18 protein-coding genes are annotated in these 19,869 nt (G+C 70.2%); 13 read left to right on the plus strand and 5 right to left on the minus strand.

The genetic code is table 11. From position 1 onward, the window contains the following. Positions 1 to 93: 93 nt before the first annotated feature. Entirely contained in the window at positions 94 to 1,359 is a 1,266-nt protein-coding gene (locus tag AC3WPZ_RS24430) for a flavin-dependent oxidoreductase (protein WP_382320498.1), read from the minus strand. Continuing rightward, positions 1,356 to 2,420: a 2,5-dihydroxypyridine 5,6-dioxygenase NicX family protein gene (locus AC3WPZ_RS24435; RefSeq protein ID WP_382326417.1), complete on the minus strand. Its 1,065-nt coding sequence runs from the start codon at positions 2,418 to 2,420 to the stop codon at positions 1,356 to 1,358. The genes AC3WPZ_RS24430 and AC3WPZ_RS24435 overlap by 4 nt, the downstream gene beginning before the upstream one ends. A gap of 328 nt (positions 2,421 to 2,748) precedes the next feature. On the opposite strand from AC3WPZ_RS24435, the gene AC3WPZ_RS24440 reads away from it, so the two are divergent. The 5 genes from AC3WPZ_RS24440 to AC3WPZ_RS24460 are packed head-to-tail and all read left to right on the plus strand — an operon-like array spanning position 2,749 to position 7,941. Then, complete coding sequence (locus tag AC3WPZ_RS24440; RefSeq protein WP_444686864.1) at positions 2,749 to 3,771, plus strand: TRAP transporter substrate-binding protein; 1,023 nt, start codon at positions 2,749 to 2,751, stop codon at positions 3,769 to 3,771. Between the two features lie 4 nt (positions 3,772 to 3,775). Further along, a complete protein-coding gene (locus tag AC3WPZ_RS24445) occupies positions 3,776 to 4,285 on the plus strand; it encodes a TRAP transporter small permease (RefSeq protein WP_444686863.1) in 510 nt (169 codons plus the stop codon). Then, on the plus strand, positions 4,282 to 5,604 hold the full coding sequence (locus AC3WPZ_RS24450) for a TRAP transporter large permease (protein WP_444686862.1): 1,323 nt from the start codon (positions 4,282 to 4,284) through the stop codon (positions 5,602 to 5,604). Before AC3WPZ_RS24445 ends, AC3WPZ_RS24450 begins: the two co-directional genes overlap by 4 nt. Before the next feature lie 11 nt (positions 5,605 to 5,615). Continuing rightward, positions 5,616 to 6,629 (plus strand): alpha/beta fold hydrolase, encoded by a 1,014-nt coding sequence (locus tag AC3WPZ_RS24455; protein WP_444686861.1) that lies wholly within the window; start codon positions 5,616 to 5,618, stop codon positions 6,627 to 6,629. Positions 6,630 to 6,645: 16 nt separating this feature from the next. Beyond that, entirely contained in the window at positions 6,646 to 7,941 is a 1,296-nt protein-coding gene (locus AC3WPZ_RS24460; RefSeq protein ID WP_444686860.1) for an amidase, read from the plus strand. A 1-nt stretch (position 7,942) separates the two neighbouring features. On the opposite strand, the gene AC3WPZ_RS24465 is transcribed toward AC3WPZ_RS24460, so the two are convergent. Together AC3WPZ_RS24465 and AC3WPZ_RS24470 are read right to left on the minus strand one after the other, a co-directional pair. Next, the gene (locus tag AC3WPZ_RS24465; RefSeq protein WP_444686859.1) at positions 7,943 to 8,698 is read right to left on the minus strand and encodes a tyrosine-protein phosphatase; all 756 of its coding nucleotides are present in this window, start codon (positions 8,696 to 8,698) and stop codon (positions 7,943 to 7,945) included. A gap of 26 nt (positions 8,699 to 8,724) precedes the next feature. After that, a complete protein-coding gene (locus AC3WPZ_RS24470) occupies positions 8,725 to 10,833 on the minus strand; it encodes an AsmA family protein (protein WP_492442010.1) in 2,109 nt (702 codons plus the stop codon). A 161-nt stretch (positions 10,834 to 10,994) separates the two neighbouring features. Between AC3WPZ_RS24470 and AC3WPZ_RS24475 the strand changes: the two genes are divergently transcribed. The 5 genes from AC3WPZ_RS24475 to AC3WPZ_RS24495 all read left to right on the plus strand — a co-directional run bounded on the left by AC3WPZ_RS24475 (position 10,995) and on the right by AC3WPZ_RS24495 (position 16,515). Continuing rightward, entirely contained in the window at positions 10,995 to 12,131 is a 1,137-nt protein-coding gene (locus AC3WPZ_RS24475) for an MlaE family ABC transporter permease (protein WP_382320480.1), read from the plus strand. After that, positions 12,132 to 12,947 carry an ABC transporter ATP-binding protein gene (locus AC3WPZ_RS24480; protein ID WP_444686857.1) on the plus strand — a complete coding sequence of 272 codons (816 nt, stop codon included), beginning with the start codon at positions 12,132 to 12,134 and terminating at the stop codon, positions 12,945 to 12,947. It abuts the gene before it with no gap. Next, positions 12,944 to 13,981, plus strand: coding sequence for an MlaD family protein (locus tag AC3WPZ_RS24485; protein WP_382156880.1), 1,038 nt, complete (start codon positions 12,944 to 12,946; stop codon positions 13,979 to 13,981). Before AC3WPZ_RS24480 ends, AC3WPZ_RS24485 begins: the two co-directional genes overlap by 4 nt. Before the next feature lie 11 nt (positions 13,982 to 13,992). Continuing rightward, complete coding sequence (locus AC3WPZ_RS24490; RefSeq protein WP_382156882.1) at positions 13,993 to 14,589, plus strand: PqiC family protein; 597 nt, start codon at positions 13,993 to 13,995, stop codon at positions 14,587 to 14,589. A 120-nt stretch (positions 14,590 to 14,709) separates the two neighbouring features. Next, positions 14,710 to 16,515, plus strand: coding sequence for a methyl-accepting chemotaxis protein (locus AC3WPZ_RS24495; protein ID WP_444686856.1), 1,806 nt, complete (start codon positions 14,710 to 14,712; stop codon positions 16,513 to 16,515). 24 nt (positions 16,516 to 16,539) lie between these two features. Here AC3WPZ_RS24495 and AC3WPZ_RS24500 read toward each other — a convergent pair whose 3' ends face one another. Then, a complete protein-coding gene (locus tag AC3WPZ_RS24500; protein ID WP_382156886.1) occupies positions 16,540 to 17,526 on the minus strand; it encodes an NADPH:quinone oxidoreductase family protein in 987 nt (328 codons plus the stop codon). A 125-nt stretch (positions 17,527 to 17,651) separates the two neighbouring features. Here AC3WPZ_RS24500 and surE point away from each other — a divergent pair, with 125 nt between their 5' ends. The 3 genes from surE to AC3WPZ_RS24515 all read left to right on the plus strand — a co-directional run. Then, positions 17,652 to 18,431: a 5'/3'-nucleotidase SurE gene (gene surE, locus AC3WPZ_RS24505; RefSeq protein WP_444686855.1), complete on the plus strand. Its 780-nt coding sequence runs from the start codon at positions 17,652 to 17,654 to the stop codon at positions 18,429 to 18,431. Further along, positions 18,428 to 19,297 carry a protein-L-isoaspartate(D-aspartate) O-methyltransferase gene (locus AC3WPZ_RS24510; protein ID WP_444686854.1) on the plus strand — a complete coding sequence of 290 codons (870 nt, stop codon included), beginning with the start codon at positions 18,428 to 18,430 and terminating at the stop codon, positions 19,295 to 19,297. Before surE ends, AC3WPZ_RS24510 begins: the two co-directional genes overlap by 4 nt. A gap of 167 nt (positions 19,298 to 19,464) precedes the next feature. Continuing rightward, positions 19,465 to 19,869: M23 family metallopeptidase (locus AC3WPZ_RS24515; RefSeq protein WP_492442014.1), on the plus strand; the 405-nt coding region annotated here is incomplete at its 3' end.

Genomic DNA, 19,869 nt, shown 5'->3' on the forward strand with positions numbered 1-19,869 from the left:
GTCTTGGTGGGGGCGGGGGGCTTCTTGGGCATCGGGCTTGGGTCAGTGCCAGACATTATCGAACGAGAAGCCCCCCGGTTCCGCTGGCGCAGGTCAACCCGCGCTTTGCATGGTCTGGGCGCGCGCGCTCAGGGTCGCCGCGTCGAAGCCCGCCACCTTCTGGTAGCCCTGGGTGATCGCGGCGATTTCCTCGGGTGTGATCAGGTCGCTGACCACGTCGTCGGGCCCCTTGATGCGTTCGCGCGCCAGTTGCAGCACCGCTTCCGGGCCCAGCGTGCGGTTGCTCGCGACGACCTTCGCGGTGGCCGGCAGCCGGCGGCTTTCGTACAGCTTGAGCGCGGCGTGCACGTCCAGGTCCGCCTCGCTGAAGGCGGTGCCCAGCGCGTCCGCGTCCAGGATGGCCTGGGACGCGCCGTTGGCGCCGATGGGGTACATCGGGTGCGCGGCATCGCCCAGCAGCGAGACGCCCCCCTGGCTCCAGAAGGGCAGCGCCTCGCGGTCGGCCATCGGGTACACGAAGATCCGCTCGGTGGCGCGGAACAGCGCCGGCACGTCGAGGAAGTCGAAGTGCCAGTCGGCGAAGGCCGGCAGGAACTCCTCCACCGTGGCGGCGCGGTTCCAGTCCTCGCGCTGGTACTTGGCGTCGCGGCCGATGTTGATCTCGGCCACCCAGTTGATCAGCGAACGGCCGCGCTGGGCCGCCTCGCGCGAGATCGGGTAGATCACGGCCTTGCTGTCGTGGTGGCCGCAGATCACCATGGTCTCGGTGTCGAGGAAGGGCTCGCGCTCCACGGCGCCGCGCCACATCATCGTGCCGGAGAAGACCAGCGGCGATGCGTCGGGGTGCAGTTGCGCGCAGGTCGCCGAGTGGATGCCGTCGGCGCCGATGAGGGCGTCGAAGCGTTCGCTGGTCACCTCCCCGGTGCTGCCCTGGCGCATGTGCACCCGCACCCCGCTGCCTTCGTGCTCGAAGTGGTCCATGCGGTGGTCGGTGCGCACGGCGCCGATCTCGCGCTGCACGGCGCGGTGCAGCAGCATCTGCAGCTGGCCGCGGTGGATGGAGTACTGCGGCCAGGGCGAGCCGGCGTGCAGGCCGCGCGGGTCGCGCTGGATCAGCTGGCCGTACTGCGTGCGGTACTCGATGGCCCGGGTCTGGATGCCCGTGGCCTTGAGCTCGTCACCCAGCCCCAGGCCGTAGAGCACGCCCGCGCCGTGGGGCAGCAGGTTGATGCCCACGCCCAGCGGCTGCAGCTCGCGCGCGGCGTCGATGAGGCTGACCTTGACGCCCAGGCGGTGCAGCTTGAGGGCCGCGGTCAGTCCACCGATCCCCGCGCCGGCGATGAGGACGGACGGCTTCATTGCAGGTCCTCGGGAATGATGCGGCCGCTGTCGGCGATCAGTTCGTCGTCGAGGTAGAACTGGTGGTGGCGCAGCGCGAAGTCCTGGTGGCAGCCCGTGGTGTGCTTGCCGCCGAAGGTGGCGTTCTCGCCCAGCGCGAACAGCGTCGTGCCCCAGGCGGTGCGCCCGTCCTGGCCGATCACGTCCAGCGGATTCTGGAAGTTCAGCGAGTTCCACAGCGCGCGGCGGTGCGAGCCCCAGCCGGTGTGCGAGATCGCGAAGCCTTCGGGGTCCTGCCAGCCCTGGATGTAGTCGCGGATCAGGAAGGCGTCGAGCCCGCCTTCGATGGAGGTCACCGCGCCGTTCTCGAAGCGCATGGTCACCGGGGTGGTGATGTAGCGCTTGGCGGGGTACCAGATGTCGCCCGGGTCCAGCACGATGACGCCGTCGCCCTTGCCTTCGGACGGGATGGTGTACTGGAAGGCGCCGGGCCAGTGGTCCCAGCGGCCCGGCTCGTCGGTGTAGCCGTACTGGCCAATGATGGGGCGCCCGCCGATGTCGAACCAGACGTCCGAGCCGTTCTCCGAGGTGATGCGGATGCGCTTGGCGGCCTTCAGGCGGGCGATGCCGCGCTCCACGCGGGCCTTGTCCTCGATCGTGGGGAACATGCGCTCGAGCGCTTCGACCGGGTCATGGACCATCAGCATGCGCGTACCGCTCTCCAGGATCAGGCGCTGTTCCTTGGAGTGCAGCAGCCCGCCCGTGGAGAGGTCGATCACCAGATCGGCCTGCTTGAGCGTCTCGATGGCCAGCGTGCCGCCGCTCAGGATGGCGGAGGACACGTTGCCGGTGCGGATCACCGGCACCTGCTCGGGGGGCGCGGAGGGGACCATGAGGATCAGCGTCTCGGCCCCGATGTCGCGCGCGGCGCCGTACAGCGCGGCCGCGTAGTCCTGGTTGGCATCCGGCTCGGTCAGCACGATGAGCGATTCGGTGGCCTTGAGCTTGCACAGCTCCAGCATGCGCCTGAACAGCGGAACCAGTTCCGTGGTCTTGAAGGCCGTGGCGGTGGTAACAGACATAAAGCAAAGCTCCTGGTGGTTGAGGGAAAAAAGATTCTAAAAGGAAACTTAGTTTCCGATCAAGAACTTATTGCCTTTCGCACTGGCTTGCATATTGCTCACGCGGTCTCCACTGGCGTTGCGACGGCCTTTTCAGGGACTTTCCGGCGTGGATTCGGGCATTCGAAGCAGCGATTCGCGCTTCAAAAGCACCGTTGATGTGCATGAAAACCCTAATAAGGTGCATAAATTTCCTATTGTCATGTTTTGTTCTTTATAGGAAACTTTCGAGTCCAACGCTTGGTTTTTCGTCCGCTCCCTCCCCACCACCCTTCAAAAGGAACTCCCCATGTCGACGATTCAACGATGGCTGGCTGCCACCTCCCTGGTTCTGGCTGGCGCCCTGCAGCCGGTCCTGGCCCAGTCCACGGTCACGCTCAAGGTCCATCACTACCTGCCGCCGTACTCGCTGGCCCAGAAGCAATTGATCGAGCCCTGGTGCGAGCGCATCTCGGCGCAGTCGGCCGGCCGGCTGAAGTGCCAGATCTTTCCGGCCATGCAGATGGGCGGCACGCCGCCGCAGCTGTTCGATCAGGCCAAGGACGGCGTGGCCGACGTGGTCTGGACGCTGCCGGGCTACCAGGCCGGCCGCTTCCCGTTGACCGAGGTCTTCGAGCTGCCCTTCATCACCAGCAACGCCGAACGCAGCAGCCGCGCGCTGTGGCGCTATGTGGCCCAGCACTCCAGCGCCGAATTCGCCGGCGTGCGCCCGCTGGTGCTGCACGTCAACGACGGCTTCCTGGTGCACACCACCGGGCGCCAGATCAAGGCGCTGGAAGACTTCCGGGGCCTGAAGCTGCGCGCGGCCACGCGCCTCAACGCCAAGCTGATCACGGCCCTGGGCGCCGCGCCCATCTCCATGCCCATGCCACCGGTGCCGGAGGCGCTGTCCAAGAAGGTCATCGACGGCGCGATCCTGCCGTGGGAGGTGATTCCCGCGCTCAAGCTGCAGGACATCGTGAAGTTCCACACCGACATCGACGCGTCGCTGCCGCGCCTGTCCAACACCGTCTTTGCCATGGTGATGAACAACGCGCGCTACGACTCGCTGCCGGCCGACCTGAAGAAGGTCATCGACGCCAACAGCGGCGAGGAGGCCTCGGCCCTGGCGGGCAAGGCGTTCGATGCGGCCAGCGTGCCCGCGCGCAAGACGGCCGAAGACCGCAACAACGTCTTCCACACCGTGCCCGTCGAGGAGGCGCGCCGCTGGATGGCGGTTGCCCAGCCGATCACCGACGAGTGGGTCAAGGAGGTGACGGCCCGCGGCCAGGATGGCAGGAAGCTGCTGGACGCCGCGCGAGCCGCCGAGTAAGCGCATGGCCGCTCTGATTCACAAGACCAGCACGGTCTTCGCCGTGGCCGCGGGCGTGATCGCCTCGGCCGCCGCGCTGTTGACCACGCTGAGCATTCTGGGGCGCTGGTTCTGGTCGGCGCCGATTCCCGGCGACGTGGAGCTCACGCAGTTCGGCATCGCCATCAGCATCTCGATGTGCCTGCCATGGTGCCAGCTGCGACGCGGCAACATCATCGTGGACTTCTTCACTTCGCGCAGTTCGTCGCGCACGGTGCGGGTGCTCGACGCCATCGGCGCCGTGGCACTGGCCGCGATGATGGGCGTGCTCGCCTGGCAGACCGCCGTGGGCGCGGCCGCCTCGCGCGCCGTGGGGGAGACCACCATGATCCTGGGTCTGCCGATGTGGCTGGTCTACGCGGTGCTCGCACCCGGGCTGGCCATGACGATGCTGATCGCGCTGCTGCAGGCGGCCGGCGTCATCGCCGACCAGGACGAGGCCGCGCGCGAGCCGTTGCTGGGGGTGGCGCCATGAGCATGATGACCATTGCCCTGCTGATGTTCGCCGGCATGCTGCTCCTGATGGCGGTGCGCATCCCGATCGCGGTCGCCATGTTCGTGGCCGGCGCGCTGGGTTACCTCGCGGTCTCCGGGCCGCTGCCGCTGCTCGCCCTGCTCAAGGGCGCCGCCGTCGGGCGGCTGTCGGTGTACGACCTCACGGTGGTGCCGCTGTTCCTGCTGATGGGCCAGTTCGCCACCCAGGGGGGTCTGTCGCGCGCGCTGTTCCAGGCGGCCTCGTCGCTGGTGGGCCACGTGCGCGGCGGCCTGGCCATGGCGTCCATCCTGGCCGCGGGCGGCTTCGGCGCGGTCTGCGGGTCCTCGGTGGCCACCTCGGCCACGATCACCCAGGTGGCCTATCCCGAGATGAAGCGCCACGGCTACAGCGGCCGGCTGTCCACCGCCGCGCTGGCCACCGGCGGCACCATGGGCATCCTGATTCCGCCCTCGGTGCCGCTGGTGATCTACGCGCTGCTGACCGAGCAGAACATGGCCAAGCTGTTCGCGGCCTCGCTGATCCCCGGTCTCATCGCGATGTTCGGCTACCTGGGCGTGGTCTGGCTCTACTGCCGCCTGCGCCCCGATCTGGCCCCGCCGGCCGCGGCGATCGGCTGGCGCGAGCGGCGCCAGGCGCTGGCGAAGATCTGGCCCATCGCGCTGATCTTCCTCTCGGTCTTCGGCGGCATCTACGGCGGCGTGTTCACGCCGACCGAGGGCGCGGCCGTGGGCGCCGTGGGCACCTTCGTGGCGGGCGTGGCCTTCGGCGAGCTGCGCAAGCGCGAGATCGCGCGCTCCTTCGTGGGCGCGGCGGAGACGTCGGCGATGGTGTTCATGATCTTCATGGGCGCCGACCTGATGAACGCGGCGCTGGCGCTCACCCGCATGCCGCACGAACTCTCCGAGTGGATCGGCCAGCTCGGCGTGTCGCCCGTGACCATCGTGGCCTGCGTGATGCTGCTCTACATCCTGCTGGGCTGCGTCATGGACGAGCTGTCGATGCTGATGCTCACCATCCCGGTGATCTTCCCGACCATCATGTCGCTCGACCTCTGGGGCCTGGGCGCGGAGGACAAGGCCATCTGGTTCGGCGTGCTGGTGCTGATGACCGTGGGCATCGGGCTGATCGCGCCGCCCATCGGGCTGAACGTCTGCGTCGTCAACGGCATCGTCAAGGACGTGCCCATCGTCGAGACCTACAAGGGCGTGCTGCCCTTCGTGCTCAGCGACATCGTGCGCCTGGCGCTCACGGTGATGTTCCCCAGCATCGCGCTGGTCACCGTCTGGTGGTTGTTCTGATGGGAGCCGACATGCCATGGCCTGTGAATGAAGGCTTCTTCGAACTGGGCGACCACCCGCTGGCCGCGGGTGGCCAGCTGCCACGCGCGCGCCTGGCCTGGAAGACCCACGGCACGCTCTCGCCCTCCGGCGACAACGTGATCCTCTACCCGACCAGCTTTGCCGTGCGCCACGGCGACATCGAATGGCTGATCGCGCCCGAGGGCATCCTGGACCCGACGCGCTGGTTCATCGTGATCGTGGACATGTTCGGCAACGGGCTGTCCTCCAGCCCGTCCAACACGCCGGACTACCCGGCGCTGGTGACGGCCGCCGACAACGTGAGCGCCCAGCGCCGGCTGCTGCGCGAGCACCTGGGCGTGCAGCGGCTGGCCTGTGTCTACGGCTGGTCCATGGGCGCGCAGCAGGCCTACCACTGGGCCGCGCTGTACCCGGACGAGGTGGAGCGGGTCGTCGTCAACTGCGGCAGCGCCCGCACGGCGGTGCACAACCAGGTCTTTCTGGATTCGCTCATCGCCACGCTGGAGGCCGCGCCCGAGCACCTGGGGCAGGGGCGCTTCTCGGCGCCACCGGCCGCCGCGTTGCGCGCCTTCGGCCGCATCTACGCGGCCTGGGCCCTGAGCCAGGACTTCTTCCGCGCGGACCTGCACCGCTCGGCCTTTGGCGCGCCCGACCTGGAGACCTTCCTGCGGGCCAACTGGGACGGGCGTTTTGCCGCGCGCCATGCGCAAGACCTGCTGGCCCATTTGCGCGGCTGGCACGCCAGCGACATCAGCGCCAACGCGCGGCATGGCGGTGATCTCACGGCGGCGCTGCGCGCCATCACGGCGCGCGTGCTGCTGATGCCGGGCGCCACCGACCTCTATTTCCGCGTCGCCGACAACGAACTGGAGCTGCCCCACCTGCGCCACGCGCGCCTGCTGCCCATCCCCAGCGTGTGGGGACACCTGGCCGGCAATCCGCAGCGCAGCCCCGAAGACGCCGCCTTCGTGCGCGCCGCGGTGCGCGAATGGCTGGCATCCTGACCGAGAGCCCGATGACATGAACCCCCAAGACTATGCGCGCCTCGGCGCGCTCGAACTGCGCAAAGCCATCGCCTCGGGCCGCACCTCGGTGCAGGCCGTGGTGGAGGCCGCGTTCGCGCACATCCACGCGCGCGAACCGGCCATCCACGCCTGGCGGCACCTGGACGAGGCCGGCGCGCTGGCCCACGCCCGCGCGCTCGACCACCAGGGCGCCCCCGGCCTGCTGGGCGGCGTGCCGCTGGCGGTCAAGGACGTGCTCGATACCGCCGACATGCCCACGCGCTACGGTTCCCCCATCTACGCGAACCACCAGCCCACGAAGGACGCGGCCTGCGTGGCGCTGGCGCGCGGCGCCGGTGCCGTGCCCCTGGGCAAGACGGTGACCACCGAGTTCGCCTACTTCTCCCCCGGGCCGACCGCCAACCCGCGCAACACCCGCCACACCCCGGGCGGCTCCTCCAGCGGCTCGGCCGCCGCCGTGGCCGACGGCATGGTGCCGCTGGCCTTCGGCACGCAGACCGCCGGCTCGCTCATCCGGCCCGCGTCCTATTGCGGCGTGTTCGCGCTCAAGCCGACCTTCGGCAGCGTGGACGGGGCCGGCGCCAAGCGCTTCGCGCCCTCGCTGGACACCCTGGGCTGGCTGGCGCGCAACGCCGACGACCTGGAGCTCATGCGCTGCCTGCTCACGGGCCAGGCCCACCGCGAACTCGGTGTGCGGCCGGCCGCCACGCTGCGCCTGGGCCTGTGCCGCACGCACGAATGGGCGCAGGCCGACGCGGGCGGCCAGGCCGCCTTCGCAGAGGCTGCCGAGCGCGCGCAGGCGGCGGGCATCACCGTGGTGCCGGTGCCCATGCCGGACACCCTGGTGGGCCTGCTGCAGGCGCAGAAGACCGTGATGGCCTACGAGGCGGCGATCGAGCTGGCGGCCGAGGCCGAGCGCCATGCCGATCAGCTGAGCCCGGCCATGCGCGCGCTGCTGGAGACCGGCCGCGCCACGTCGCGTGCCGACCACGAGAGTGCGCAGGCCCTGGCGCACGCCGGCCGGGCGGCACTGTCCGGCCTGGTGCGCGAGGTGGACGCCTGGCTGGTGCCCGCCGCACCCGGCGAAGCGCCCGAAGGCCTGGCGGCCACCGGCGACCCGGTGTTTTCCCGCGTGTGGACGCTGCTGGGCTGGCCCTGCGTGAACGTGCCCGGGCTCGTGGGACCGGGCGGCCTGCCCATCGGCATGCAGCTGGTCGGGCCGCCGGGCAGCGACCGCGCGCTGCTGGAGGCGGCCGCCTGCCTGCACCGCGTGCTGGCGCCCGCGGGCTGAGTCAGGCCTCGAGCAAGGCGGCGCGCAGCCGCTCCAGCTCGCGCGGGCCCAGGCCCATGGCGCTTTCCAGGTAACGGGGCAGGCCGCCGAACTCCTGCTCGATGGTGGTGAAGGCCGCGTCGAGAAAAGCGGGCTGCACGCTCCAGAGCACGTCCATCACATGCGCCGGGCCGCGCGCTTCCACCAGCGGGCTGCGCACGTAGAGGTGGTTGGTGAGCAGGTAGTCCTGCACGATGTCGTTGCGCGAAACGCCCAGCGCGCTGAGCAGCAGCGCGGCCGCGAAGCCGGTGCGGTCCTTGCCGGCGGTGCAGTGGAACACCAGCGGCGTGGGCTGGTCGAGCAGGTGGCGGAAGAAGCGCGCGTACACCGGCGCGCCTTCGCGCGCGAAGCCCCGGTAGGTCTGGCACATCAGCGCCACGGTCTCGGCCTCGGTGGGCACCTGCTGGGCCGCGAGCAGTTCCTGCACGCGGTGCACCACGGTGGGTTCGATCGACAGCGCCAGCGTGGTCAGGCCCTCGACCTCGGAGGGAAGGGTGGCGCTTTCGGCCACGCCACGGAAGTCGATGCGGTGCGTGACGCCCAGGCTTTGCAGCGTGGCCCGGTCTTCGGGCGTGAGGCCCGCGAGGTGGTCGGAGCGGTAGACGCGGCGCTGGCGCACGCGCCGCCCGTCCAGGCCGGCGTGGCCGCCGAGGTCGCGGAAGTTGGAGGCGCTGCTCAGCAGGCGTGGCGGAATGGCGGAGGGGGGCGGTGTCGACATGCGGCCATTGTCGCGCCCCGCCGATGTCAGGGTTTTTTGGCCGGTGCGGGCGCGGTGGCCACCAGCACGCAGGGGTCGCCCCCGGTCTTGTCGCCCTGCTCAATCAAGGGGATCACCGCTGCCGCCGGGCCCGCCGCCGCGCCCAGCGCGAGGGCACCGAGCACCCGGCCCGCCAGGCGCCGGCCCTCGATGCCCACATCGGGGTTGCCCAGCGTGCCGGTGACGGTGATGGGCGTGCGCAGCGAGAGCGGCGACCAGTCCTTGGGCTTGGCGACCAGGCGCAGGGCCATCGACTCGTCGCGCAGGTTGACGTGGCCGTCGATGCGCACGGTGCTGTCGCGGTTGTCGATCACCGCCAGCCGGGGTTCGAGCACGCCGTTGCGCGCCACCATGTCGAAGCGCGCGCAGTTCAGGGGCAGCGGGTGGTCGCCCCGGATCAGCACGCCCAGGGCCTGCGCCAGGTCCAGGCCCATGGCCTCGGTGGCCAGGTGGGAGATGGTGCCGTCGCGCAGCGTCAGATCGACCGGGCCGTTCAGCGAGCCCAGGATGTCGGCCGTGGAGTTGCCCGCGCCGCGCACGTCCAGCTTGGCGGAGAGCACGCCGGTGACGTAGGAACGCACCGCCTGTTCGCCGCCCTGGCGCGCCTGTTCACGTTCTTTCTTCAGGGCCTTGGTGGCGTTGGCCGAGGGGGCGGGGGGCGCGGCGTCCTTGCGCATCCCGCGCATCCAGCCCGCGATGTCCACGCCGGCGACGTCCAGCCGCGCCTGCCATTTCGCGGGTTGCGCGTTGGCGTCGAGCTGGGTCATGCCCTTGAACTGGCCGCCCGACACCGAGGCCTGCAAGTCGTCCAGGCGCAACACGCCCGCGTCGAGGTGGATGCGGGTCTTGAGTCCCTTCAAGGGCGCCATGGCGTCGGTGCCGAAGTCCACTTCATCGATGGCCACGTTCACGTCGGCGTCCATCACTTTCAGCGAGGGCAGGTCGAAGCGGCGCTGCGGCAGCACGCGGCCCTGGGCTTGCTGCTGCGGTGGCGCCTTGGCGGTGCCGCCTTCGCCACCGATGGCCGGCCCCAGGTCGGCGAACGCGAGTTTGGGGCCGGTGAGCTCGCCCGTGAGGCGGCGCGGGCTGGTGAGCTGGTGAAAGCGCAGGTCGCCCGCGAGGCGGCTGCTGCCGATGGTGGCGCGCGAGGCCTGCAGGCGCCACACGCCGTCGGCTTGCGAGAGCCGGCCGCGCAGGTCGAAGGGCGGGGTCTGCGGCAGGGTGATGCCCAGCGGGCGGCCCACCTCGGCCAGCGAGCGGCCCTGGAACGACAGCGCGCCATCGAGCCGGGGTGTGCCCAGCAAGGCGGCGGCCTGGCCGTCGAACAGCAGCTTGGCCGAGGCCACCGTGCCCGCCACGCGCACCGGCACCCACTGCGCATCGGGCGCGGCCTCGGGGTCCTGCAGCAAGGGCAGGGTGCTGCCCGCGCGCACCTGCAGGTCCATGGGCATGGTGCGGTAGCGGCCCTTGAAGGTGGCCTCATAACCCGAGGCGGCGCCGGTCACGGCCTCGCCTTCGCTGCCTTTCACGCCGATGGCCAGATCGACGTCCTGCACCGCATCCTTCCAGGCGACCTGGCCCTGGCCGATCACGAGCGAACCGAAGCGCGGCAGGCCACCCAGCGGATCGCTGTTCTCTTCGGCGCGAGGCTTGTCGTCCTTATTGCCCAGCTGCCAGTTGGCGTCGCCACCGGCGATGCGCATCAGGTGCGCGTCGAGCTGATCCGCCTGCAGCCGCTGCAGCAGCAGGCGATCCCCGCGCTGCCAGCGCCAGATGTCGCCCCAGTGCCAGACCAGGGTGATGTGGCGCGCATCGAGCAGATGGGGGGCGCCGAAGCGCGCGTCCGAGGCGATGCGCAGGTGCTCCACCTCCAGCCGGGGTCGCCACAGCAGGTGCGTGCGCACCTGGCCCTGCATCTGCACCGGCACGCCGACGCCGCGCGTGGCGGCGTTCTCGATGGGTTGGCGCAGCACGGGCCAGCCGCTGTATTCGCCCCATGCCACGCCCAGAACGAGCACGCCGAGCACGCCAGCGGCGATCCAGAGGGTTCGAGGGCGTCGCCTCTTCGATGGGGGAGGGTTGGTCTGAACGTCCACGCTTCATTGGAACGCAGCATGGGCCGGATCGTTCGGTTTCGGCCCGATGACGCGGCCTTGTCCTACAGGGCGGCGGCGGCCAGCCCGCAGGCCGGTCGATAGAATCCAGATTCCGAATCTGAATGGGTTCTTCCATGCGCGATGCCCCGAGCGGAGATGCCGTGTCGGACACGATGGAGGTGAATGACGAGACGCATGCCCCGGATGCACGCTGGCTCTCACAAGGCGACGACTGGGTGTTGGAACTCAGTGGCGCCTGGCGCGAACACAGCGCCCCTCTCCCCGAGCTTCCGGCCACCGAGGTCGTGGGCGCCGTGCGCGTCCACGCGGACGGCCTGCGCTCGTGGGACGCGCCCCTGGCTTCCGCGCTGTGGCATCAGATCGAACCCTTCGCGCGTCGCGGCGCGGATGTCGACCTGCAGGCCCTGCCCGAAGGCCTGCAGCAGATTCTGGCGCTCGCGCTGGACACCCCGCCCCCCGCCACGGCGGCCCCGGCCGCCACACGCGGCCGCGTGGCCCGCCTGGGTGCGCGCGTCACGGCCTGGTGGGCCCTGCGCCGCAAGACGCTGACCTTCTTCGGCGAGGTGCTGCTGTCCCTGGGGCGGTGGCTGCGCGGGCGCAGCGACATGCGCGCCTCGGACCTCGCGTGGCAGATCGAACAGACGGGGCCGCGCAGCCTGCCCATCGTGGCGCTGGTGTGTTTCCTGGTCGGTCTCATCGTGGCCTACATGGGCGCGGCCCAGCTGCAGCGCTTCGGTGCGCAGAACTACATCGCCGACCTCGTGACGGTGGGCGTGGTGCGCGAGGTCGCGGCCCTGCTGGTGGGCATCGTGCTGGCCGGTCGCGTGGGCGCGGCCTTCGCGGCGCAGATCGGCAGCATGCGCGCCAACGAAGAGGTGGACGCGCTGGCCACCATGGGCGTGAACCCGGTGGACTTCCTGGTGCTGCCCCGCGTGCTGGCGCTGCTCATCGTCGGGCCCATGCTGACCGCCTTCGGCGCGCTGGTGGGCATGGCCGTGGGCTGGCTGGTGGCGGTGGGCATCTATGGCGTCACACCGCTGGAGTACGTGTACGCCAGCGCCCAGGCCATCACGCTGCCGCACGTGGTGGTGGGGCTGATCAAGGGCACCACGTACTCGGTGCTGGTGGCGCTCGCGGGCTGCCTGCAGGGCATGGCGGCGGGGCGCAGCGCGCAGGCCGTGGGCGACGCGACGACGGCCTCGGTGGTGCAGGCCATCGTGTGGATCGTGGTGGTGGCCTCCGCGCTCACCGTGGTGTTTCAACGCCTGGACTTCTAGATGAACGAACACCTGCACGCCCAACCCGCCCCGCCCGAGCCCGGTGCGGAACCGCTGGTGCGCGTGGAGAACCTGACCATGGCGTTCGGCAGCAACGTGATCCAGCGCGACCTGAATTTCGAGATCCTGCCTGGCGAGGTGCTGGCCCTGGCCGGCGGCAGCGGCTGCGGCAAGAGCACGCTGCTGCGCCACCTCATCGGCTTGCAGGTGCCGGCCAAGGGCCGGGTGCTCTACGGTGCGCAGGACCTGTACGCGGCCGACGACAAGGAGAAGGCCGCGCTGCTGCGCTCCTTCGGCGTGATGTTCCAGGCCGGCGCGCTGTGGAGCAGCATGACCGTGGGCGAGAACGTGATGCTGCCCATGCAGGTGCTGACCGACATGGAGCCCGAACGCCGCGAACAGGAGGCCCGCTTCAAGCTCGCGCTCGTGGGGCTGGCGGGCAGTTTCGAGGCCGAACCCGCCACGCTGAGCGGCGGCATGCGCAAGCGCGCGGCCATCGCGCGCGCCCTGGCGCTGAATCCGCAACTGCTGTTCCTGGACGAGCCCTCCGCTGGCCTGGACCCGCTGACCTCCGCCCACCTGGACGAACTGATCATGCACCTGCGGGACGACCTGGGCACCACGGTGGTGATGGTCAGCCACGAACTCGAGAGCATCTTCGCGCTGGCCGACCGCCTGCTGTTTCTGGACGCGCAAAGCAAGACCATGACGGCGCTCGGCCCGCCCAAGGCATTGCGGCAGGACGGCCCGGAGGAAGTCCAGCGCTTCCTGCGCCGCGGTGCCGCCGCCCCCGTCAGAGAGGAAATTCCATCATGAAGCGCAAGGCCAATCCCACCCTCATCGGCACCTTCGTGGTGGCCGGCCTCGCGCTGATCGCGGTGGCCATCATCACGCTGGCCGGCAGCAGCTACTTCACGCGCAAGGAGCGCACCGTGATGTACTTCAGCGGCTCCGTCTACGGCCTGCAGGTCGGCGCGCCGGTGGTGTTCCGTGGCGTGCGCGTGGGCAGCGTGGAGTCCATCGAGGTGTCCTACAACCGCGAGACCGACGCCTTCTCCATTCCGGTGGTGGCCTCGCTCGACAGCGATGCGCTGCGCGGGCTCGATGGCAAGCACGGCGATGCCGCCTCCGATTCCGAACTGGCGCTGCCCGCGCTGGTGGAGCGGGGCATGAGCGCGCAGCTTTCCATGCAAAGCCTGCTCACCGGCCTGCTCTATGTGGACCTGGACCTGCGCCCCAAGCGCGTGGCCAGCACGCATGGCACGCGGCGCGGCCTGACCGAAATCCCGACCGCGCCCACGGCGATCCAGACCTTCCGCGATCAGCTCGAAGGCATCGACCTGCGCAAGATCACCGACGACCTGGCGGCGATCGCCGCTTCGGCCCGCGCCGTGATCTCGGGGCCTCAGCTCAACCAGGCCCTGAGCGACCTGGCCGAGATCACCGCGACCTTCAAGCGCGTGTCCGAGCGGCTCGACAAGCGCCTGGACCCGCTGGCCAACGAATTGCAGCGCTCGCTCGTGTCCACCCGCACCGCGATGGACGGCATGGAGAAGGCGGCCAAATCGGTGAACGAGAGCGCCGTCGGTTTTGGCCGCACGTCCGAGCGCGTGTCCGACCTGCTGGCGCCCGACGCGCCCCTGGTGCAGAACCTGCAGCGTGCGGCCAACGAGGTGAGCCGCACCGCGGGCGCGCTGCGCGAGGCCACCGCGGGCGATTCGCAGCTGATGGTGGGGGCCGACCGCGCGCTGGACGACCTCTCGCGCGCCGCCCGCGCGCTGCGCGACCTGGCCGAGGCCCTGGAACAACAACCCGATGCGCTCCTGCGGGGCAGAAAGGTCAACGAATGAACCGCCCAGCCATGAACCGACGCGGCCTGCTCGCCGCCCTGGGCCTGGCGCCCGTGGTGTTCGCCGCCGGTTGCGCCGGCACCGATGCGCCGCCCACGCGCTGGTACGAGCTGCGCGCCGAGCCTCCGGAACCCCGGCCGGCGCCCCGCCCGGGCGATGGCGCGGTGTGGGAGGTCTCCGGCCTGGTGCGCCTGCCCGGCTCCCTGGACCGGGACGTGCTGATGGTCTCCAGCGGCGCGTCGTCCCTGCTGCCGCTGCCCGGGCACCGCTGGGCCGAGCCGCTGCGCGAGAGCGTGCCACGCCGCCTGGTGGCCGACCTGGCCCTGCTGCGGGGGGAGGGCCTGGTCTGGCGCGCGCCCGCGCCCTCGGGGGCGAACGTGACGCGGCAGCTGCGCGTCGAGATCGATTCGCTGATGGCCGACAGCGGCCGGCGCACCCTGCGCCTGCAGGCCCGCTGGTGGCTCACCGACCTGCGCGGCGGCGCCACGCCGCCCACGCTGGGTCAGGCCGACATCGAGGTCCCGCTGGCCGACGGCTCGCCCGACGCCCTGGCGGCCGGCCACCGCCTGGCCGTCTGGCGCCTGGCGCAGCGCATCGCGGGCGGCTGAACGGGGCCTCGAGAGGGCCCGTCCCGAGGGGGACAGCGCGTTCGTCGGCTGGATTTCAGTGCCGGCCGTTCATGTCGATAGGCCGGAGGTGATCCGATCCTTTTGCCTGAACCTCCCAACATGAACCTCTTTCGCCACATGACCGTGAACGCCAAACTCTGGACCGGCGTTCTTGCCATCGTGCTCGCCCTGGGCGCGATGTTGTCCTTCACCGGCACCCGCTCCAGTGCCTTGACCAAGGAAGCCGACGAAGTGCTCGGCCGGATGTCCGACAAGACCGTGATCGCCACGGAATGGGCCGGCCTGACCGAAACCAACGTGACGCGCGTGCAGGCCTCGATCCTGAGCACCGACCCGTCCATCGACCAGCTCTACAAGGACGTCATTCCCGTGGGCGTGGCCTCGATCTCCGCGCTGCAGAAGCGGCTGGACGCGATGCCCATGAACGACGCCGAGAAGGCCCAGCTCGCGAAGATCGCCGGGCTGCGCCAGGCCGTGCTGGGCTCGCTGGCCAAGGCCAACGAGATGAAGAAAAACGGTGACACCGCCGGGGCCGTGGCCGAAATCACGTCCCGCTTCAACGCGGCCGTGCCCCCCTACGTGGCGGCGCTGCGCGAGTTCGCGCAGATGCAGGTGAGCATGCAGGCCGAGGCCCAGGTGAAGTTCGCCGCCGATCGCGCCAGCAACCTGACCATGGCAAGCGCGCAGATCGGCCTGCTGATCCTGGGCATCATCGCGGGCGCCTTCTTCCTCATCCGCAATATCCGCACGCCGCTGCGCGAAGTGGTGGCGTTTGCCGAACGCGTGGCCGGCGGCGACCTGACCGCGCGCATCCGCAACGACCGCCGCGACGAGTTCGGCGCGATGACCAAATCCCTCTCCGACATGCGCGATCGCCTGGTGCACGTGGTGGCCGACGTGAAGCGTGGCACCGAGAACATCACCGTGGCGGCGCGCGAGATCGCTTCGGGCAACAACGACCTCTCGGCCCGCACCGAACAGACCGCCGCCAACCTGCAGCAGACCGCCGCCAGCATCGAGCAGATGTCGGGCGCGATCCGCCAGTCGGCCGACTCGGCGCGCGTGGCCAACCAGCTGGCCGACGTGGCCGGCCAGAGCGCCCAGAAGGGCGGCCAGGTGGTCAACGAAGTGGTGTCCACCATGGAGGAGATCAACCAGGCCTCGCGCAAGATCAGCGACATCATCGGCGTGATCGATGGCATCGCGTTCCAGACCAACATCCTGGCGCTGAACGCGGCGGTGGAAGCCGCGCGGGCGGGCGAACAGGGCCGGGGCTTCGCCGTGGTGGCTGGTGAGGTGCGCAACCTGGCGCAGCGCAGCGCCCAGGCGGCCAAGGAAATCAAGGTGCTGATCGGCGCCAGCGTCGACAAGGTGACCGCCGGCACCGAGCTGGTGGGCCAGGCCGGCCAGACCATGGGCGAGATCGTGGAGAACGTGGTGCGCGTGCGCGACATCATCGGCGAGATCGCCTCGTCGTCGAGCGAGCAGGCCGAAGGCGTCAACCAGATCAACGCCTCCGTCTCCAACCTGGACCAGATGACGCAGCAGAACGCGGCGCTGGTCGAGGAAAGCGCGGCCGCCGCATCGAGCATGAACGACCAGGCGCTGCGCCTGTCCGAGGTGGTGCGCATCTTCCGCGTGGACGCGGCCGATGCGGCCAGCTCGATCGCTCAACTGAGCGCCAACGACCTGCACAAGCGCGGCAACGCCGTGGCCGCCAAGCCGGTGGCCGCTGCGGCCGCCGCGCCGAAAGCGGCGCCTGCTCCCGCGAAGGCCGTGGCCAAGGCACCGGCGGCAAAGCCCGCCGCGGCCCCTGTCGCGGTGGCGAAGAGCCCCAAGCCCGCGCCGGTGGCCGCTCCCGTGCCCGCGACGGCGGGTGGCGCGGACGACTGGGAATCGTTCTGAACGAAGAAGGCCTCGCGGCCTTCTTCAGTTCACCATCACCAGCTTGCCCTTGACCGAACGCGATCCCATGATCGCGTAGGCCTTGTGCAGCTCGCTCATGGGCAGGGTCTGGTCGATCACCGGCTTGACCTGGCCCTTGGCGTACATCCCCGCCAGCGCCTGCATCATCTCGGCGTTGGCCTTGGGTTCGCGGCGCGCGAAATCGCCCCAGAACACGCCCACCAGGCTGGCGCCCTTGAGCAGGGTGAGGTTCAGCGGCAGGGCGGGAATCGGGCCGCTGGCAAAACCCACCACCAGATAACGGCCGCGCCAGGCGATCGAGCGGAACGCGGGCTCGGCGAAGTCCCCACCCACCGGGTCGTAGATCACGTCCGGGCCCTTGCCGTCGGTGAGCTGCTTGATCGCATCGCGCAGGCCCTCCTTGGGGGTGTGCACGCTGTAGTTGATGGTGGCGTCCGCCCCCAGCTGCTGGCACAGCTCGCACTTCTCGTCGCTCGAGGCGGCCGCGATCACGCGCGCCCCGGCGGCCTTGGCGATCTGGATCGCCGCCGTGCCCACGCCGCCGGCCGCGCCCAGCACCAGCACGGTCTCGCCGGCCTTGAGCGCGCCCCGGTCCATCAGCGCGTGCCACGAGGTGGCGTAGATCATGATGAAGGCGGCCGCGTCCACCGCCGGAAAGCCGGGCGGCAGCGGCATGCACAGCGCGGCCGGTGCGATGGTGTGGGTGCCGAAGCCGCCCGTGCCGCTCAGGCAGGCCACGCTCTGGCCCACCTGCAGGTGCTTCACACCTTCGCCCACGGCGCGCACCACGCCGGCGTATTCCGAGCCCGGCACGAAGGGCAGGGCGGGCTTCATCTGGTACTTGTTCTGCACGATGAGCAGGTCGGGGAAGTTCAGGCTCGCGGCCTGGATCTCGATCAGCACCTCGCCCGCCTTGGGCGCTGGCGTGGGCAGTTCCTTCCAGGTCAGGGCGTCGACGCCCACGGGGTTTTCGCAGAGCCAGGCATGCATGGTGTGTCCTCGTTCAAATGGTCATGAAACCGTTCCATGATAGGCAGCGGGGGCCGTCTTCCGCAGCGGGTAAGCCCCTTGCGTGTCCCGGGCGTGACCGGGGCGATCCACCTAAAATCGCGGCAATGAAAATACTCATCTCCAACGACGACGGTTACCAGGCGCCCGGCATCGTGGCGCTCTACGAGGCCCTCAAGGGGCTGGCCGAGGTGGAGGTGGTGGCCCCGGAGCACAACAACAGCGCCAAGTCCAACGCGCTCTCGCTGCATTCGCCGCTTTACGTGCACACGGCCTACAACGGTTTTCGCTATGTGAATGGCACGCCGGCCGACTGCGTGCACATCGCGCTCACCGGCCTGCTGGGCTACCGGCCCGATCTGGTGGTCTCCGGCATCAACAACGGCGCCAACATGGGCGACGACACCATCTATTCCGGCACTGTGGGCGCGGCCATGGAGGGCTACCTGTTCGGCGTGCCCGCCATCGCCTTTTCACAGACCGAAAAGGGCTGGGGCCACCTGGAAGACGCGGGCCAGATGGCCGCGCGCCTGGTCTCGCAGCTGCTGCCCTCGCTGGAAAACGGCCCGCCCGCCGAGCCCTGGTTGCTCAACGTCAACATCCCCAACCGGCCGCTGGCCGAGCTGCGCGGCTTCAAGGTGGCGCGCCTGGGCCGCCGGCACGCGGCCGAGCAGGTGATCTCGCAGACCAACCCGCGCGGCGACACCATGTACTGGATCGGCAGCGCGGGCAAGGCCAAGGACGACGCCGAAGGCACGGATTTCCACGCCTCGCTGCAGGGCTACGCCACCATCACGCCCCTGCAGGTGGACCTGACCGACCACGACCGCCTCGCCTACTGGGCGCCCACGGCCGCGAGCCTGTCCATGGGTGGTGCCGGCTCGTGAAGCGCGGTCTGCCGGTTCCTCCACCGCCGTCTTCCGCCCCCGCGGCGGGCGCGAAGCCCAGGCCGGGTTTTCCGGCGCGCCTGCCCGCCGCCGCGCCCGCACCGGTGCCGCGCAACCAGCTGCAGCCCCGGCCGGCGGCGCGCGCCGTGGCACCGCCGGCCCTGCCGCAGCCCAAGGCCGCGCCCCGGGTGCCGGTACACCCGGTGGCGCCCACCGGCGTGGGCATGGAATCGCAGGCGGTGCGCGCCGCCATGGTGCGCAAGATCCAGGGGCAGGGCGTCACGCACCCGGGCGTGCTGGCGGCCCTGCAGGCGGTGGAACGCCACCGCTTCGTCGATTCGGCGCTGGTCAACCAGGCCTATGAAGACACCAGCCTGCCCATCGGCCTGGGGCAGACCATTTCCAAGCCCGGCGTGGTGGCGCGCATGCTGGAGCTGCTCTGCCAGGGCCGCGGCGAGAAGATGGGCCGGGTGCTCGAGATCGGCACCGGTTGTGGTTACCAGGCCGCCTTGCTCAGCCACCTGGCGCGCGAGGTCTACAGCATCGAGCGGCTCAAGGGGCTGCACGAAAAATCGCGCGAGAACCTTCGCTGGTTCCGCCTCTCCAACCTGCACCTGCTGTTTGGCGATGGCATGCTGGGCTACCCCAAAGGGGCACCCTATGCGGCCATCATCGCGGCGGCGGGTGGCAACGACATTCCGCAGGCGTGGATCGACCAGTTGGCCGTGGGTGGCCGGCTGGTGGCGCCCGCGGTCACGGCGGCCGGTCGGCAGAACCTGGTGGTGGTGGACAAAACCGCCACCGGCATCGTCCGCACCGAGCTGGAGGCCGTGCTCTTTGTGCCTCTAAAATCGGGTGTCGCATGATGTTGCACCGCCTCCCGGGCGGTGCAACGTGTCTTTTTCAGGGCCCTGACCGCGCAGGCGGCCAGGGTTCCTTGCAATTCGTGGGAGTTTTCATGAACAAGCGTGTTTTCCAATGCTCGGGGCGTCCCCAGGAGTCGGGTCGTCCTGCATGGCGAGGCGTCGCGGTCATGTCCATGCTGGCGGCGCTGATGGTCGCCGCCGGTTGTTCCTCCACCCGCCTGGACCGCCCGGCGCCCGTGGAAGACCGAGGCGGTTCCGCCGGCCCCCGCCCGGCCGAGGTGGTGCCCATGCCGGGCGCCGAGAACGCCGGCAAGCCGGGCTACTACACCGTCAAGGCGGGCGATACCCTGTTCCGCATCGCGCTGGACAACGGCCAGAACTGGCGCGACATCCAGGCCTGGAACAACCTCACCAACCCGAACGCGCTGGAAGTGGGCCAGGTGCTGCGCGTGCAGCCGCCGGGCGCCACCACCACGGCCACGGCACCGACAGGCCCCACCACGAGCCCGGTGACCAGCTCGGGCGTGGCCTCGCGGCCCCTGTCGGAAACCGCGCCCCCCGCGGCCTCCACC

Source organism: Hydrogenophaga sp. FW305-3-2-15-A-LB1, from assembly GCF_058787875.1.